This is a genomic window from Mycobacterium europaeum (genome assembly GCF_002102155.1).
Taxonomy (GTDB): domain Bacteria; phylum Actinomycetota; class Actinomycetes; order Mycobacteriales; family Mycobacteriaceae; genus Mycobacterium; species Mycobacterium europaeum.
The window spans coordinates 72,846-87,999 of sequence record NZ_LQOU01000002.1; the positions used below are offsets into that span (position 1 = coordinate 72,846).

The 15,154-nt window shown below is 71.5% G+C and carries 17 protein-coding genes; 14 read left to right on the top strand and 3 right to left on the bottom strand.

Annotated features, from left to right (window positions below; genetic code table 11):
- Nucleotides 1-40: 40 nt before the first annotated feature.
- Genes nadA through nadC form a run of 3 tightly spaced genes read left to right on the top strand, consistent with a single transcriptional unit; the run spans nt 41 to nt 3,512 of the window.
- The gene (gene nadA / locus AWC03_RS00385) at nt 41-1,090 is read left to right on the top strand and encodes a quinolinate synthase NadA (protein WP_085238548.1); all 1,050 of its coding nucleotides are present in this window, start codon (nt 41-43) and stop codon (nt 1,088-1,090) included.
- Entirely contained in the window at nt 1,090-2,661 is a 1,572-nt protein-coding gene (locus tag AWC03_RS00390) for an L-aspartate oxidase (RefSeq protein ID WP_208859469.1), read from the top strand. Before nadA ends, AWC03_RS00390 begins: the two co-directional genes overlap by 1 nt.
- A complete protein-coding gene (gene nadC / locus AWC03_RS00395) occupies nt 2,661-3,512 on the top strand; it encodes a carboxylating nicotinate-nucleotide diphosphorylase (protein ID WP_085238550.1) in 852 nt (283 codons plus the stop codon). Before AWC03_RS00390 ends, nadC begins: the two co-directional genes overlap by 1 nt.
- Nucleotides 3,513-3,643: 131 nt before the next feature.
- Here nadC and AWC03_RS00400 read toward each other — a convergent pair whose 3' ends face one another.
- Nucleotides 3,644-4,066, bottom strand: coding sequence for a nitroreductase family deazaflavin-dependent oxidoreductase (locus AWC03_RS00400; RefSeq protein WP_085238551.1), 423 nt, complete (start codon nt 4,064-4,066; stop codon nt 3,644-3,646).
- A 115-nt stretch (nt 4,067-4,181) separates the two neighbouring features.
- Here AWC03_RS00400 and hisD point away from each other — a divergent pair, with 115 nt between their 5' ends.
- The 8 genes from hisD (at nt 4,182) to hisI (ending at nt 10,618) form a co-directional block, all read left to right on the top strand.
- Nucleotides 4,182-5,498, top strand: a complete 1,317-nt coding sequence (gene hisD / locus AWC03_RS00405) for a histidinol dehydrogenase (RefSeq protein WP_169716499.1) — start codon at nt 4,182-4,184, stop codon at nt 5,496-5,498.
- Nucleotides 5,495-6,631, top strand: coding sequence for a histidinol-phosphate transaminase (locus AWC03_RS00410; protein ID WP_085238553.1), 1,137 nt, complete (start codon nt 5,495-5,497; stop codon nt 6,629-6,631). The genes hisD and AWC03_RS00410 overlap by 4 nt, the downstream gene beginning before the upstream one ends.
- Nucleotides 6,628-7,248, top strand: a complete 621-nt coding sequence (gene hisB, locus AWC03_RS00415; protein WP_085238554.1) for an imidazoleglycerol-phosphate dehydratase HisB — start codon at nt 6,628-6,630, stop codon at nt 7,246-7,248. The genes AWC03_RS00410 and hisB overlap by 4 nt, the downstream gene beginning before the upstream one ends.
- Complete coding sequence (gene hisH / locus AWC03_RS00420) at nt 7,245-7,865, top strand: imidazole glycerol phosphate synthase subunit HisH (protein WP_085238555.1); 621 nt, start codon at nt 7,245-7,247, stop codon at nt 7,863-7,865. The genes hisB and hisH overlap by 4 nt, the downstream gene beginning before the upstream one ends.
- A gap of 82 nt (nt 7,866-7,947) precedes the next feature.
- A complete protein-coding gene (priA, locus tag AWC03_RS00425; RefSeq protein ID WP_085238556.1) occupies nt 7,948-8,679 on the top strand; it encodes a bifunctional 1-(5-phosphoribosyl)-5-((5-phosphoribosylamino)methylideneamino)imidazole-4-carboxamide isomerase/phosphoribosylanthranilate isomerase PriA in 732 nt (243 codons plus the stop codon).
- Between the two features lie 7 nt (nt 8,680-8,686).
- A complete protein-coding gene (locus AWC03_RS00430; protein ID WP_085238557.1) occupies nt 8,687-9,487 on the top strand; it encodes an inositol monophosphatase family protein in 801 nt (266 codons plus the stop codon).
- Between the two features lies 1 nt (nt 9,488).
- Nucleotides 9,489-10,274: an imidazole glycerol phosphate synthase subunit HisF gene (hisF, locus tag AWC03_RS00435; protein WP_085238558.1), complete on the top strand. Its 786-nt coding sequence runs from the start codon at nt 9,489-9,491 to the stop codon at nt 10,272-10,274.
- Nucleotides 10,271-10,618: a phosphoribosyl-AMP cyclohydrolase gene (gene hisI / locus AWC03_RS00440; protein WP_085238559.1), complete on the top strand. Its 348-nt coding sequence runs from the start codon at nt 10,271-10,273 to the stop codon at nt 10,616-10,618. The genes hisF and hisI overlap by 4 nt, the downstream gene beginning before the upstream one ends.
- Nucleotides 10,619-10,654: 36 nt before the next feature.
- Here hisI and AWC03_RS00445 read toward each other — a convergent pair whose 3' ends face one another.
- Nucleotides 10,655-11,011, bottom strand: a complete 357-nt coding sequence (locus AWC03_RS00445) for a WhiB family transcriptional regulator (RefSeq protein WP_085238560.1) — start codon at nt 11,009-11,011, stop codon at nt 10,655-10,657.
- Between the two features lie 216 nt (nt 11,012-11,227).
- On the opposite strand from AWC03_RS00445, the gene AWC03_RS00450 reads away from it, so the two are divergent.
- Nucleotides 11,228-12,319, top strand: coding sequence for a calcium:cation antiporter (locus AWC03_RS00450; RefSeq protein ID WP_085238561.1), 1,092 nt, complete (start codon nt 11,228-11,230; stop codon nt 12,317-12,319).
- A gap of 3 nt (nt 12,320-12,322) precedes the next feature.
- Here the strand turns inward: AWC03_RS00450 and AWC03_RS00455 are convergent, their stop codons facing one another.
- Nucleotides 12,323-12,778: a peroxiredoxin gene (locus tag AWC03_RS00455; RefSeq protein WP_085238562.1), complete on the bottom strand. Its 456-nt coding sequence runs from the start codon at nt 12,776-12,778 to the stop codon at nt 12,323-12,325.
- A 94-nt stretch (nt 12,779-12,872) separates the two neighbouring features.
- Between AWC03_RS00455 and AWC03_RS00460 the strand changes: the two genes are divergently transcribed.
- Both AWC03_RS00460 and AWC03_RS00465 read left to right on the top strand, forming a co-directional pair.
- Nucleotides 12,873-14,411 carry an anthranilate synthase component I gene (locus tag AWC03_RS00460; RefSeq protein ID WP_085238563.1) on the top strand — a complete coding sequence of 513 codons (1,539 nt, stop codon included), beginning with the start codon at nt 12,873-12,875 and terminating at the stop codon, nt 14,409-14,411.
- A complete protein-coding gene (locus AWC03_RS00465) occupies nt 14,404-15,081 on the top strand; it encodes a TIGR02234 family membrane protein (protein WP_085238564.1) in 678 nt (225 codons plus the stop codon). The genes AWC03_RS00460 and AWC03_RS00465 overlap by 8 nt, the downstream gene beginning before the upstream one ends.
- Nucleotides 15,082-15,154 lie beyond the last annotated feature (73 nt).

A 15,154-nucleotide genomic window follows, 5' to 3' on the forward strand; every position in this document is an offset into this window, starting at 1 on the left:
GATTATAAGTCGAAAACCTCCTGGGCTGAAAGGAGCCGCCGTGACGGTTGTGAATCGCATGGACACGCTCGCCGAAGACATGATGGCCGACATCACGAATTCGCCCACCGGCTACGGCGGCGTGGACGGCGACGAGCAGTGGGCCGCCGAGATTCGCCGGCTGGCCAAGCTGCGCGGCGCCACCGTCCTCGCGCACAACTACCAGCTGCCCGCGATCCAGGACGTCGCCGACCATGTGGGTGATTCGCTGGCCCTGTCGCGGATCGCCGCCGAGGCGCCCGAGGACACCATCGTGTTCTGCGGGGTGCACTTCATGGCCGAGACCGCCAAGATCCTCAGCCCCGACAAGACGGTCCTCATCCCGGATCAGCGGGCCGGCTGCTCGCTGGCCGACTCGATCACCGCCGACGACCTGCGCGCCTGGAAGGACGAGCACCCCGGCGCGGTCGTCGTCTCCTACGTCAACACCACCGCCGCGGTGAAGGCCCTGACCGACATCTGCTGCACGTCGTCCAACGCGGTCGACGTGGTGAACTCGATCGACCCCGACCGCGAGGTGTTGTTCTGCCCGGACCAGTTCCTCGGGGCCCACGTGCGCCGGGTGACCGGCCGCGCGAACATGCATGTGTGGGCCGGTGAATGCCACGTCCACGCCGGGATCAACGGCGACGAGCTGTCCGAGCAGGCCAGGGCGAACCCCGACGCCGACCTCTACGTGCATCCCGAATGCGGTTGCGCCACTTCGGCGTTGTACCTCGCCGGGGAGGGCGCCGTCCCGGCGGATCGGGTGAAGATCCTGTCCACCGGCGGCATGCTCGACGCCGCGCATGAGACCCGGGCCCGCAAAGTGCTGGTGGCCACCGAGGTCGGCATGCTGCATCAGCTGCGCCGGGCGGCCCCGGAGGTCGATTTCCGCGCGGTCAACGACCGGGCGTCCTGCAAGTACATGAAGATGATCACGCCCGCGGCCCTGTTGCGCTGCCTGGTGGACGGGGCCGACGAAGTCGACGTCGACCCCGAGGTCGCGGCGGCGGGCCGTCGCAGCGTGCAGCGAATGATCGAGATCGGTCAGCCGGGCGGCGGCGAATGATCGCCCGCCCGGCCTGGACGGACAGCGCCGACGTCGTCGTCATCGGTACCGGCGTCGGGGGATTGGCCGCCGCGCTGGCCGCCCACCGCGCGGGCCGCCGCGTCGTCGTGCTGAGCAAGGCCGACCAGGCGCGCGGGGCGACGGCCACCCACTACGCCCAGGGCGGCATCGCGGTGGTCCTGCCCGACAACGACGACTCCGTCGAGGCTCACGTCGCCGACACCGTGGCCGCGGGCGCCGGCCTCTGCGATCCCGACGCGGTGGCCTCGATCGTTGCCGACGGCTACCGGGCGGTGTCCGAATTGGTCGGTGCCGGAGCGCGATTCGACGAGGCGGCCCCGGGCCGCTGGGACGTGACGCGCGAAGGCGGGCACTCGCGGCGGCGGATCGTACATGCCGGCGGTGACGCCACCGGTGCCGAGGTGCAGCGCGCGCTCGACCACGCCGCCCGGCTGCTGGACATCCGGACCGGCCACGTCGCGCTGCGCGTGCTGCACGACGGCACGGCCGTGACCGGCGTGTCCGTCGGCAATGCGGACGGGTACGGAATCATCAGCGCGCCGGCGGTCATCCTGGCCTCCGGCGGCCTCGGGCACCTCTACGGCGCGACCACCAATCCCGCCGGCTCCACGGGCGACGGCATCGCGCTGGCGCTGTGGGCCGGTGTCGCGGTCAGCGACCTCGAGTTCATCCAGTTCCACCCCACGATGCTCTTCGGTGGCGGCGGCGGCCGGCGTCCGCTGATCACCGAGGCCATCCGCGGTGAGGGCGCGATACTGCTTGACCGACAAGGCAATTCGGTCACCGCCGGCGTGCACCCGATGGGCGACCTGGCGCCGCGCGATGTGGTCGCCGCGGCCATCGACACGCGGCTGAAGGCCACCGGCGACCCGTGCGTCTTCCTCGACGCGCGCGGCATCGAGGGTTTCGCCAACCGGTTCCCGACGGTGACCGCCGCGTGCCGGGCCGCCGGCATCGACCCCGTCCGCCAACCCATCCCGGTCGTGCCGGGGGCGCACTACAGCTGCGGCGGCGTCGTCACCGACGTGTACGGGCAGACGGAACTGCCGGGGCTGTTCGCCGCCGGCGAGGTGGCGCGCACCGGAATGCACGGCGCCAACCGACTGGCGTCCAACAGCTTGCTGGAGGGCCTGGTCGTCGGCGGACGGGCGGGGAAGGCCGCGGCCGCGCACGCGCTGGCGGCGGGGCGCGTCCGCGCCGCGGAGTGCGAGCCGTCCGCCCACACCGCCCCGGACCGCGGCGAACTGCAGGCCGCGATGAGCCGCGACGCCTCGGTGGTGCGCGACGCCGCCGGGCTGAACCGGTTGTCCGAGACGCTGTCGGCGGCGCCGGTACGGGCCATCGCCGGGCGTCGCGACTTCGAAGACGTCGCGCTGGCCGTGGCCGCCCGCGCCGTGACCGCCGCGGCACTGGCCCGCGGCGAGAGCCGGGGCTGCCACCACCGCGCGGAACACCCCGAGCCCGCGCCGGACCAGGCGCGCAGCAGCGTGCTGCGGCTGGCCGACGACCGGAACTCGGTGCTGGCGGAGGCGCTGGCGGCGGTGGGCTGATGATGCTGCCCGACGAACGAAGCGCCGCTCAGGACACCATCCGGCGGGCTCTGGACGAGGACCTGCGCTACGGGCCCGACGTCACCACCCTCGCGACGGTGCCCGCCGGCGCGGTGGCCACCGCGTCGATGGTGCCCCGCGACGCCGGCGTGATCGCCGGCGTCGAGGTTGCGCTGCTGGTCCTCGACGCCGTCCTGGCCGGCGGCTACGAGGTGGTGCACCGCGTCGAGGACGGCGCCCGGCTGCAGCCCGGCGAGCCGGTGCTGACCGTGCGCGCGGACACCCGCGGCCTGCTGACCGCCGAGCGGACCATGCTCAACCTGGTCTGTCACCTGTCGGGCATCGCCACCACGACGGCGGCCTGGGTCGACGCCGTGCACGGCACCAAGGCCAAGGTCCGCGACACCCGCAAAACCCTGCCCGGGCTGCGTGCGCTGCAGAAGTACGCGGTGCGGGTCGGCGGGGGCGTCAACCACCGGATGGGCCTGGGCGACGCGGCGCTGATCAAGGACAACCACGTGGTGGCCGCGGGATCGGTGGTCGACGCGTTGCGGGCGGTGCGTGACGCGGCGCCGGATCTGCCGTGCGAGGTGGAGGTGGACTCCCTCGAGCAGCTGGACGAGGTGCTGGCCGAAAAGCCGGAACTGGTCCTGCTGGACAACTTCCCGGTGTGGCAGACGCAGATGGCCGTGCAGCGCCGGGACACGCGCGCACCCGCCGTCCTGCTGGAGTCTTCCGGCGGGCTCAGCCTGGAGAACGCCGCCACGTACGCGGCCACCGGGGTGGACTACCTGGCCGTCGGCGCGCTGACGCACTCGGTGCGCGCGCTCGACGTCGGCCTGGACATGTAAGGCCTCAGACGAGCGCAGCAGTGGGCGCCCAGGGCGTCGAGTGTGCACCCAGGGCGGAAATTCGCTGAAATCCCGCCGTCAGCGCACACCGAAAGCCGTCAACGCACACCAAAAGCGGCGGCGCCGAGGCCTCAGGCGATGTCGCCGACGAACACGCCGACCCGCCGCAGCTGCATCCGGGCCATCCGCGGCAGGCGCTCGGCGTCGGGGCCGTCCGAGCCGGCCGGCAGGATCCGCGGGTTGGTGATGTGCACCACGCGGTTGCGGCTGTACTGCACGTCGGCCCCGCCGGCCGCCAGCACGTTCTTGACCCAGTTCGTCTTGCCGTGGGCCAGCGCGATCGCCAGCACGTTGTCCTTGCGGTAGGGGGTGATGATGGTCTCGTACGGCTTGCCCGAGGTGCGGCCGCGGTGCTTGATGGTGGCGGTGCCGGGCAGAAAGCGGGCGATCGGCTTGACCGCCGGGTTGAAATACTTGATCTGGAAGCGCTCGAACCAGGGCGGGAACACCATCGGCACGCCCGGTGCGTTGTTGGGGTGATCCTTCGCGGACATGACGGCTCCCTGAGTCGGATGGGTCGTACCCGGCCATTCAAGGGCACTGTACCGGTCGAATATCAACTTGAGTTGCTCTGGGACAATGGAGGCGATGAGTACCACTTCAGCACCCGTGATGGCCCGCATCGACCTGCGGGGCGCGGCGCTGACGGCTGCCCGGTTGCGGACGGCGCTGCCGCGCGGCGGCGCCGACGTGGAGAGCGTGTTGCCCAAGGTGCGTCCGATCGTGGAGGCCGTCGCCGAGCGCGGCGCCGAGGCGGCGCTGCAGTACGGCGAGTCGTTCGACGGGGTGCGGCCGGCGGCGGTGCGGGTGCCCGCGGCGGCGCTGGAGTCGGCGCTGGCCGGCCTGGATCCCGACGTCGTCGACGCCCTGCGGGTGATGATCGAACGCGCCCGCGCGGTGCACGCCGACCAGCGTCGCACCGACGTCACCACCACGTTGGGGCCCGGCGCGACGGTGACCGAGCGGTGGGTCCCCGTCGAGCGGGTGGGCCTGTACGTGCCCGGCGGCAACGCCGTCTACCCGTCGAGCGTGGTGATGAACGTGGTGCCGGCGCAGGTCGCGGGTGTCGACTCGCTGGTGGTGGCCAGCCCGCCGCAGGCCCGCTTTGACGGCCTGCCGCATCCGACGATCCTGGCCGCCGCCCGGCTGCTCGGGGTGGACGAGGTGTGGGCCGTCGGCGGCGCGCAGGCGGTGGCGCTGCTGGCCTACGGCGGCGCCGACACGGACGGCTCCGAGCTGGCGGCGGTCGACCTGATCACCGGCCCGGGCAACATCTACGTCACCGCCGCCAAGCGGCTGTGCCGCTCGCGCGTGGGCATCGACGCCGAGGCCGGGCCGACCGAGATCGCCATCCTGGCCGACCACACGGCCGACCCGGCGCACGTCGCCGCCGACCTGATCAGCCAGGCCGAACACGACGAGATGGCGGGCAGCGTGCTGGTCACCCCGAGCGCGGCGCTGGCCGACGCCGCCGACGCGGAGGTGGCCGCCCAGCTGCGCACGACGGTGCACCGCGAGCGGGTGGCCACCGCGCTCGCGGGCCGCCAGTCCGCGATCATCCTGGTCGACGACCTCGACGCCGGCATCAAGGTGGTCAACGCCTACGCCGCCGAGCACCTGGAGATCCAGACCGCCGACGCGGCCGAGGTCGCCGGGCGAATCCGTTCGGCCGGTGCCGTTTTCGTCGGGCCGTACTCGCCGGTCAGCCTCGGCGACTACTGCGCCGGATCCAACCACGTCCTGCCGACCGCGGGCTCGGCCCGGCATTCCAGCGGCCTGTCGGTGCAAACCTTCCTGCGCGGCATCCACGTGGTCGACTACACCGAGGCCGCCCTCAAGGACGTCTCGGGGCACGTCGTCACGCTGGCCAAGGCCGAAGACCTGCCGGCGCACGGCGAGGCGATCCGGCGGAGGTTCGAGCGATGACCGGGCCGGAGAACCCCACGCTGGACGACCTGCCCTTGCGCGACGACCTGCGCGGCAAATCGCCCTACGGCGCACCGCAATTGGCGGTCCCAGTGCGGCTGAACACCAACGAGAACCCGCACCCGCCCAGCCGGGCGCTGGTGGACGACGTCGTGCGGTCGGTGGCCGAGGCCGCCGCCGAACTGCACCGCTACCCCGACCGGGATGCGGTCGACCTGCGTCGCGACCTGGCCGATTACCTCACCGCGCAGACCGGCGTGCGGCTCGGCGTGGAAAACCTCTGGGCGGCAAACGGTTCCAACGAGATCCTGCAACAGCTGCTGCAGGCGTTCGGCGGGCCCGGGCGCACCGCCATCGGGTTCGCCCCGTCCTACTCGATGCACCCGATCATCTCCGACGCCACGCGCACGGAATGGCTGGAGGGCGTCCGCGCCGACGATTTCAGCCTCGACGTCGACGCGGCGGTCGCCGAGATCACCGAGCACCGGCCCGACGTGGTCTTCATCGCCAGCCCGAACAACCCGTCCGGGCAGAGTGTTTCGCTGCCGGCCCTGCGGCGCCTGCTCGACGCGGCCCCGGGCATCCTGATCGTCGACGAGGCCTACGGCGAGTTCTCCTCCGAGCCCAGCGCCGTGGGGCTGGTGCGCGAGTATCCGACCAAGCTCATCGTCACCCGCACGATGAGCAAGGCGTTCGCGTTCGCCGGGGGGCGGCTCGGCTACCTGATCGCCACGCCCGCGGTGATCGACGCGATGCTGCTGGTGCGGCTGCCCTACCACCTGTCGTCGGTCACCCAGGCAGCGGCCCGGGCCGCGCTGCGGCACGCCGACGACACCCTGAGCAGCGTCGCCGCACTGATCTCCGAACGCGAACGTGTCACGAAAGCGTTGAGCGCCATGGGTTTCCGGGTGATCCCGAGCGACGCGAACTTCGTGCTGTTCGGGCGGTTCGCCGACGCTCCGGCCGCCTGGCAGCGCTACCTGGACGCCGGCGTCCTGATCCGCGACGTCGGGATTCCCGGCTACCTGCGCGCGACGACGGGCCTGGCCGAGGAGAACGACGCGTTCTTGCGGGCCAGCGCCCAGATCGCCGCCACCGAACTGGCCCCAGCCACCCCAGTAGGAGCCCCGTGACCACCAGTGCGACCCGGCGTGCGCGTATCGAGCGCCGCACCAAGGAATCCGACATCGTCATCGAACTGGATCTCGACGGCACCGGCCAGGTCCACGTCGACACCGGTGTGCCGTTCTACGACCACATGCTGACCGCGCTGGGCAGCCACGCGAGTTTCGACCTGACCGTGCGCACCACGGGCGACGTCGAGATCGAGGGTCACCACACCATCGAGGACACCGCGATCGCGCTGGGGCAGGCGCTCGGGCAGGCCCTCGGCGACAAGCGGGGCATCCGCCGGTTCGGCGACGCGTACATCCCGATGGACGAGACGCTGGCCCACGCCGTCGTCGACGTGTCCGGCCGGCCCTACTGCGTGCACACCGGAGAGCCGGATCACCTGCAGCACACCACCATCGCCGGCAGCTCCGTGCCGTATCACACCGTCATCAACCGGCACGTGTTCGAGTCGCTGGCCATGAACGCCCGCATCGCGCTGCACGTGCGCGTGCTCTACGGGCGCGACCCGCACCACATCACCGAAGCGCAGTACAAGGCGGTGGCCCGCGCGTTGCGTCAGGCCGTCGAGCCCGACCCCCGGGTGACCGACGTGCCGTCCACCAAAGGTGTTCTGTGACAACACCATCCGTCGTCATCCTGGATTACGGCTCGGGCAATCTGCGGTCGGCCCAGCGCGCCCTGCAGCGGGCAGGCGCGTCGGTGGAGGTGACCGCCGACGCCGGCGCCGCGGCCGCCGCCGACGGGCTCGTGGTGCCCGGGGTCGGGGCCTTCGAGGCCTGCATGACGGGCCTGCGCAGAGTCCACGGAGACCGCATCATCGCCGATCGGGTCGCCGCCGGCCGCCCGGTGCTCGGCGTCTGCGTCGGCATGCAGATCCTGTTCGCCAGCGGCGTCGAATTCGGTGTGCAGACAACGGGTTGCGGCCAGTGGCCGGGAGAGGTCACCCGCCTGGAAGCCCCGGTGATCCCGCACATGGGCTGGAACGTCGTCGACGCCGGGGCCGGCAGCACCCTGTTCAAGGGACTGGACGCCGGCACCCGGTTCTACTTCGTGCACTCCTACGCCGCACAGCGATGGGAGGGCCCGCCCGAGGCCGTGCTCACCTGGGCCACTCACGGGGTGCCGTTTCTGGCCGCGGTCGAGCAGGGGCCGTTGTCGGCCACCCAGTTCCACCCCGAAAAGAGCGGGGACGCCGGTGCGGCGGTGCTGCGCAATTGGATCGAGGCACTGTGATCACCTCCGCGAAACTGTATTCCGCTACGCGAACGTCGAGAGGGTGCGTCGTCAGTTGCAGTCTCGGCGCGAAGGAGGAAATGTGTTGATCTTGTTGCCCGCGGTCGACGTGGTCGACGGCCGTGCGGTGCGGCTGGTCCAGGGCAAGGCGGGCAGCGAAACCGAATACGGCTCGGCGCTGGACGCGGCGCTGGGCTGGCAGCGCGACGGCGCGGAATGGATCCACCTGGTGGACCTGGATGCGGCGTTCGGGCGCGGCTCCAACCGCGAACTGCTCGCCGAGGTGGTCGGCAAGCTCGACGTCCGGGTGGAGCTGTCCGGCGGCATCCGTGACGACGAGTCCCTGGCCGCGGCGCTGGCCACCGGCTGCGCCCGGGTCAACCTGGGCACGGCGGCGTTGGAGAACCCGCAGTGGTGTGCGCGCGCGATCAGCGAGCACGGCGAGAAGGTCGCGGTCGGGCTGGACGTCCAGATCGTCGATGGGCAGCACCGGTTGCGGGGCCGCGGTTGGGAAACCGACGGCGGTGACCTGTGGGAGGTGCTGGAACGCCTTGACCGCGAAGGGTGTTCGCGTTTCGTCGTCACCGATGTCACCAAGGACGGCACGCTGGGCGGCCCCAACCTCGACCTGCTGGCCGCCGTCGCCGACCGGACCGATGCCCCGGTGATCGCCTCCGGCGGCGTGTCGAGCCTGGATGACCTGCGCGCGATCGCCACCCTGACCGACCGGGGCGTCGAGGGCGCCATCGTCGGGAAAGCGCTCTACGCCGGGCGGTTCACGCTGCCGCAGGCGCTGGCCGCGGTCGCGGGGTAGGGCGGCGATGGACCTGGACGCGTTGGTTCAGCAGGCGTCGGCGATCCTCGACGACGCCACCGAGTCGTTCCTTGCCGGCCACCGCGCCGACTCGGCGGTCCAGAAGAAGGGCAACGACTTCGCCACCGACGTGGACCTCGCGATCGAGCGGCAGGTGGTCGACGCGCTGACCGAGGCAACCGGAATCGGCGTGCACGGCGAGGAATTCGGCGGCACCGACGTCGACTCCGAATGGGTGTGGGTGCTCGACCCCGTCGACGGCACGTTCAACTACGCGGCCGGCTCACCGATGGCGGGCATCCTGCTGGGCCTGCTGCACCGCGGCGACCCGGTCGCCGGCCTGACCTGGCTGCCCTTCGTCGACCAGCGCTACACCGCGGTGGTGGGTGGGCCGTTGATGAAAAACGGTGTCGCCCAGCCCCCGCTGGCGCCCGTCGACCTGGCCGACGCCCTGATCGGTGCCGGCTCGTTCAGCGCCGACGCGCGGGGCCGGTTCCCGGGGCGCTACCGCATCGCGGTGCTGGAGAACCTCAGCCGTGTCTCGTCGCGGTTGCGGATGCACGGCTCGACCGGACTCGACCTCGCCTACGTCGCCGACGGGGTCCTCGGCGGCTCCATCAGTTTCGGTGGCCACGTGTGGGACCACGCCGCCGGCGTGGCGCTGGTCCGCGCCGCGGGCGGGGTGGTCACCGACGTCCGCGGTGAACCCTGGACCCCCGCCTCGGACTCCGCGCTGGCCGCGGGACCACGCGCGCACGCCGAGATCCTCGAGGTCCTGCGCGGTACGGGCCGACCGGAGGACTTCTGAGATGCCCCCCGACAGCGGCCTTGCGGTGCGGGTGATTCCCTGCCTGGACGTCGACGCCGGGCGGGTGGTGAAGGGCGTCAACTTCGAAAACCTGCGCGACGCGGGCGATCCCGTCGAGCTCGCGGCGGCCTACGACGCCGAGGGCGCCGACGAGCTCACCTTCCTCGACGTCACCGCCTCGTCGTCGGGGCGGGCCACCATGCTCGACGTGGTGCGCCGCACGGCCGAGCAGGTGTTCATCCCGCTGACCGTCGGTGGCGGGGTGCGCACGGTGGCCGACGTCGACGTCTTGCTGCGCGCGGGGGCCGACAAAGTGTCGATCAACACCGCCGCGATCGCCAGGCCCGACCTGCTGGAGGAAATGGCGAGGCAGTTCGGCTCGCAATGCATCGTGCTGTCGGTGGACGCCCGCACCGTGCCCCCGGATTCGGTGCCGACGCCGTCGGGCTGGGAGGTCACCACGCACGGCGGGCGCCGTGGCACGGGGATCGACGCGGTCGAATGGGCCTCCCGCGGAGCCGATCTGGGAGTGGGGGAGATCCTGCTGAATTCGATGGACGCCGACGGCACCAAGGCCGGATTCGACCTGGCGATGCTGCAGGCGGTGCGCTCGGCGGTCACGGTGCCGGTGATCGCCAGCGGTGGTGCCGGCGCGGCCGAACACTTCGCGCCCGCGGTCGCCGCCGGCGCCGATGCGGTGTTGGCGGCCAGCGTCTTTCACTTCCGGGAGCTGACCATCGGCCAGGTGAAGGCGGCGATGGCCGCCGAAGGGATCACGGTGCGATGACGCTGGACCCGCAGATCGCCGCGCGGCTCAAGCGCAACGCCGACGGCCTGTTCACCGCGATCGTGCAGGAACGCGGCACCGGCGACGTGCTGATGGTGGCCTGGATGGACGACGCGGCGCTGGCCCGCACGCTGGAAACCCGTGAGGCGACGTACTTTTCGCGTTCCCGTGGCCAGCAGTGGGTCAAGGGCGCGACGTCCGGCCACACCCAATATGTGCACTCGGTGCGGCTGGACTGCGACGGGGATGCCGTGCTGCTCACGGTCGACCAGGTGGGCGGAGCCTGTCACACCGGTGACCACAGCTGCTTCGACGCCGACGTGCTGCTACAACCCGAGGGTTAGCGGGGCCGTGGTGTGTGGCGATCCGCTCGGGCGGCACTAACTCCCGATGCGACGCTGACCCTGGGCGGCGGCCAAGAAGTCGACCCACGACGCCACCTCGGAGTGCCGTCTGAGCAGGGCACGGCGCTGGCGTTCCGTCATCCCGCCCCAGACGCCCCACTCGACCCGGTTGTCGAGCGCATCTGCCCCGCACTCGAGGATCACCGGGCAGTGCCGGCAGATCGCCGCGGCCTTTCGCTGGGCGGCGCCGCGCACGAACAATCCGTCCGGGTCGCCGGTTCGACACAGGGCTTTTGAAACCCAGTCGTTGCGATCCTCGTCCTGCACACTGCGCAGATGGTTGCGAATGGAGCTATTGGCGCCGCTTTGTGCGGTGGTCCGGGTAGCTAACACCGTGTCCCCCTTCGATCCGGCTAGCTAAAGACCAGCGTTCGGATATGCCTGTTTGACTTCCCTCCGGATCAGCCCGTGTAAACCTGAGGCGAATGTTGCGACAGTATGAAAGTCGCCGGGTGAGCGTTAGGGGCTTTTGTCCCAGCGCCCGGGGACTTTCGGTTCAAACAACTCCGAAGTCGCCCGATCGGGTGCCGTCGATGAGAATGGCGATCGATGTTGAGACGGATGTCGTGGACCGCGGTCGTACCGCTGCTTGCCGTCGGCGTGCTGGCCGTGATCTGGGGCGAGCGGCTCAGTCCGGCACTCGCCGTGCTGGCGGCGGCGTTTCTCATCGGGGCAGTGCTGGCCGCGGTGCATCACGCGGAGGTGGTCGCGGCCCGGGTCGGCGAGCCGTTCGGGTCGCTGGTGCTCGCGGCCGCGGTGACCGTGATCGAGGTGGCCCTCATCGTCGAGCTGATGGCGTCCGGGGGCAACGAGGCCGCGACGCTGGCCAGGGACACGGTGTTCGCCGCGGTGATGATCACCACCAACGGCATCGCGGGTCTGTCGCTGCTGATGGGTTCCCGGCGTTATGGCGTCACGCTGTTCAACGCCGAGGGCAGCGGCGCCGCGCTGGCCACCCTCACCACCCTGGCGACGCTGAGCCTGGTGCTGCCGGCGTTCACGACCAGCGGCCTGGGCAAGGAATTCTCGCCCGGGCAGCTCGCCTTCGCGGCGGTCGCCTCACTCCTGCTCTACCTGGTCTTCGTCTTCACCCAGACGGTGCGGCACCGCGACTTCTTCCTGCCGGTCGCACAGCGGGGGCAGAAGCGGCTGTTCGAGGACGAGAGCCACGCGGACCCGCCGAGCCGCGGCGCGGCGCTGGGCAGCCTGGCGCTGCTGCTGGTCGCCCTGGGCGCGGTGGTGGGGCTGGCCGAGGAGGAGTCGCCGGCCGTCGAGAGCGCGGTGACGGCGGCGGGATTCCCGCAGTCCTTCGTCGGCGTCGTGATCGCCGCCCTGGTCCTGCTGCCGGAAACCCTGGCCGCGGTGCGCGCCGCGCGCCAGGGCCGCATCCAGATCAGCCTGAACCTGGCCTACGGCTCGGCGATGGCCAGCATCGGGCTGACCATCCCGGCGATCGCGCTGGCGTCGATCTGGCTGAAGGGGCCGCTGGTGCTCGGCCTGGGCGCCATCCAGCTGGTGCTACTGGCGCTGACGGTGGTCATCAGCATGCTGACGGTCGTCCCGGGGCGGGCGACCCGGCTGCAGGGCGAGGTGCACCTGGTGCTGTTGGCCGCGTACGTGTTCCTGGCCATCAGCCCCTGACGCTCAGTGGGCGCGCAGCGTCTGAAGCGCCTTGTCGGCGTGGCTGTCCATGTTGAACTCGCTGGAGATGACGTCGAGCACCCTGCGATCGGTGTCGATGACGAAGGTGGTGCGCTTGACCGGCATCAGCTTGCCGAGCAGGCCGCGCTTGACCCCGAACTGCGCGGCGACGGTGCCGTCGGGGTCGGACAGCAGCGGATAGTCGAACTTCTGCATGTCGGCGAACTTGGCCTGTTTGTGCACGGGATCGACGCTGATGCCGACCCGGGTGGTCCCCACGGCGGCGAATTCGGCGGCCAGGTCCCGGAAGTGGCAGGCCTCCTTGGTGCAGCCCGGCGTCATCGCAGCGGGGTAGAAGAACAGCACGACGGGTCCGCCGGCGAGCAGGTCGCTGAGCTTGCGTGGCGTCCCCGCCTGATCGGGAAGTTCGAAGTCCGCGACGGTGTCTCCGGGTTTCATGCCGCGAGCGTAACGCCACGGCGACTCCCGGGCCCACCAGCGCAGCCCCGTCACGCCCGCGGGCGCCCGGGCCCACGTCTGCGAGGATGGTCCGGTGCACGCCCACCTCGCCGCGACGACCTCACGAGAGGCCTTCCGCCAGCTCGCAGCCGAGCACCGCGTGGTTCCGGTGACCCGCAAGGTGCTGGCCGACAGCGAGACGCCGCTGTCGGCCTACCGCAAGCTCGCCGCCAATCGCCCGGGCACGTTCCTGCTGGAATCCGCCGAGCACGGCCGATCCTGGTCGCGCTGGTCGTTCATCGGCGCCGGCGCGCCGTCGGCGTTGACCGTCCGCGACGGCGAAGCGGTCTGGCTGGGCGCCGTGCCACAGGACGCGCCCACCGGCGGTGACCCGCTGCTGGCGCTGCGGGCCACCCTCGAGCTGTTGGCCACCGGGACCCTGCCGGGGCTGCCGCCGCTGTCCGGCGGGATGGTCGGCCTGTTCGCCTACGACATGGTGCGGCGCCTGGAACGCCTGCCCGAACTTGCCGTCGACGACCTGCACCTGCCGGACATGCTGCTGTTGCTGGCCACCGACGTGGCGGCGGTCGACCACCACGAGGGCACCATCACGCTGATCGCGAACGCGGTGAACTGGAACGGCACCGACGAGCGGGTCGACGAGGCCTACGACGACGCGGTCGCCCGCCTGGACGTGATGACCTCGGCGCTCGGCCAGCCGCTGCCGTCCACGGTCGCCACGTTCGACCGCCCCGAACCCCGGTACCGCGCGCAGCGCAGCGTCGAGGAGTACGGGAAGATCGTCGACTACCTCGTCGACCAGATCGCCGCCGGCGAGGCCTTCCAGGTCGTGCCCTCGCAGCGGTTCGAGGTGGACACCGACGTCGACCCCATCGACGTGTACCGCATGCTGCGGGTCACCAACCCCAGCCCCTACATGTACCTGCTGCATGTCCCCAATGGCCATGGGGGAACGGACTTTTCGGTCGTGGGCTCCAGCCCGGAGGCGCTGGTCACCGTTCACGACGGCTGGGCGACGACGCATCCGATCGCCGGCACCCGGTGGCGCGGACAGACCGAGGAAGAGGATCAGCTGCTCGAAAAGGAACTGCTGGCCGACGAGAAGGAACGCGCCGAGCACCTGATGCTGGTCGACCTGGGCCGCAACGACCTCGGCCGGGTGTGCGCGCCGGGCACCGTGCGGGTCGAGGATTACAGCCACATCGAGCGCTACAGCCACGTCATGCACCTGGTGTCGACGGTGACGGGGATGCTCGCCGAGGGCCGGACGGCGCTAGACGCGGTGACTGCCTGCTTCCCGGCCGGCACGCTGTCGGGCGCGCCGAAGGTGCGGGCCATGGAGCTGATCGAGGAGGTGGAGAAGACGCGGCGCGGCCTCTACGGCGGCGTGGTCGGCTATCTCGACTTCGCCGGCAACGCCGACTTCGCGATCGCCATCCGCACCGCGCTGATGCGCGACGGCACCGCCTATGTGCAGGCCGGCGGCGGGGTGGTGGCCGACTCCAACGGCCCGTACGAGTACACCGAGGCGTCCAACAAGGCGCGCGCGGTGCTGGGCGCGATCGCCGCCGCCGAGACGCTGACCGCCCCGGAGGCCGGCCCCCATGACTGAGGCCCGGCCCGCCCGGCGGGCCCGGTTGGCCGTCGGGGTGGCCCAGGTGTTGCTGGTGGGGTCCGCGGCGGCGTTGTGGGCGGCGTCGCGGCTGCCGTGGGTGGTGATCCGGTCGTTCGACGGGCTGGGGCCGCCGCGGGAGGTGACGCTGTCCGGCGCGTCGTGGTCGACGGCGCTGCTGCCGTTGGCGGTGCTCATGCTGGCGGCGGCCGTGGCGGCGATCGCGGTGCGCGGCTGGCCACTGCGGGCGCTGGCGGGGCTGCTGGCAGTGGCCAGCCTGGCCGTCGGATACCTGGGCGTCAGTCTGTGGGCGCTCCCCGACGTCGCCGTGCGCGGTGCCGATCTGGCGCACGTCGCGGTGATGACGCTGGTGGGCAGCGAGCGGCGCTACGTCGGCGCGGGCATCGCGGTGGCCGCCGCGGCCTGCACCCTGGTCGCGGCCGTCCTGTTGCTGCGGTCGGCCGGCGATTCCGGGTCGGCGAGGCTGAGCGCGGAAAAGTATGCGGCCCCGGCGACGCGCCGCTCGAATGCGCTACGCGACGACGCCGATGGCGCGATGCTGGAGCAGCCGGAGACGCCGGAAATGTCGGAGCGGATGATCTGGGACGCGCTTGACGAGGGTCGCGACCCGACCGATCGGGCCCGCGACTCGGACACCGAGGGTCGGTGACGGGCCGCGAGCCGGGGGCCGCTACCCTTCATTCACGTCGTCGCAATCGGCTCCGGTTCGTCAGGTTGGCTGT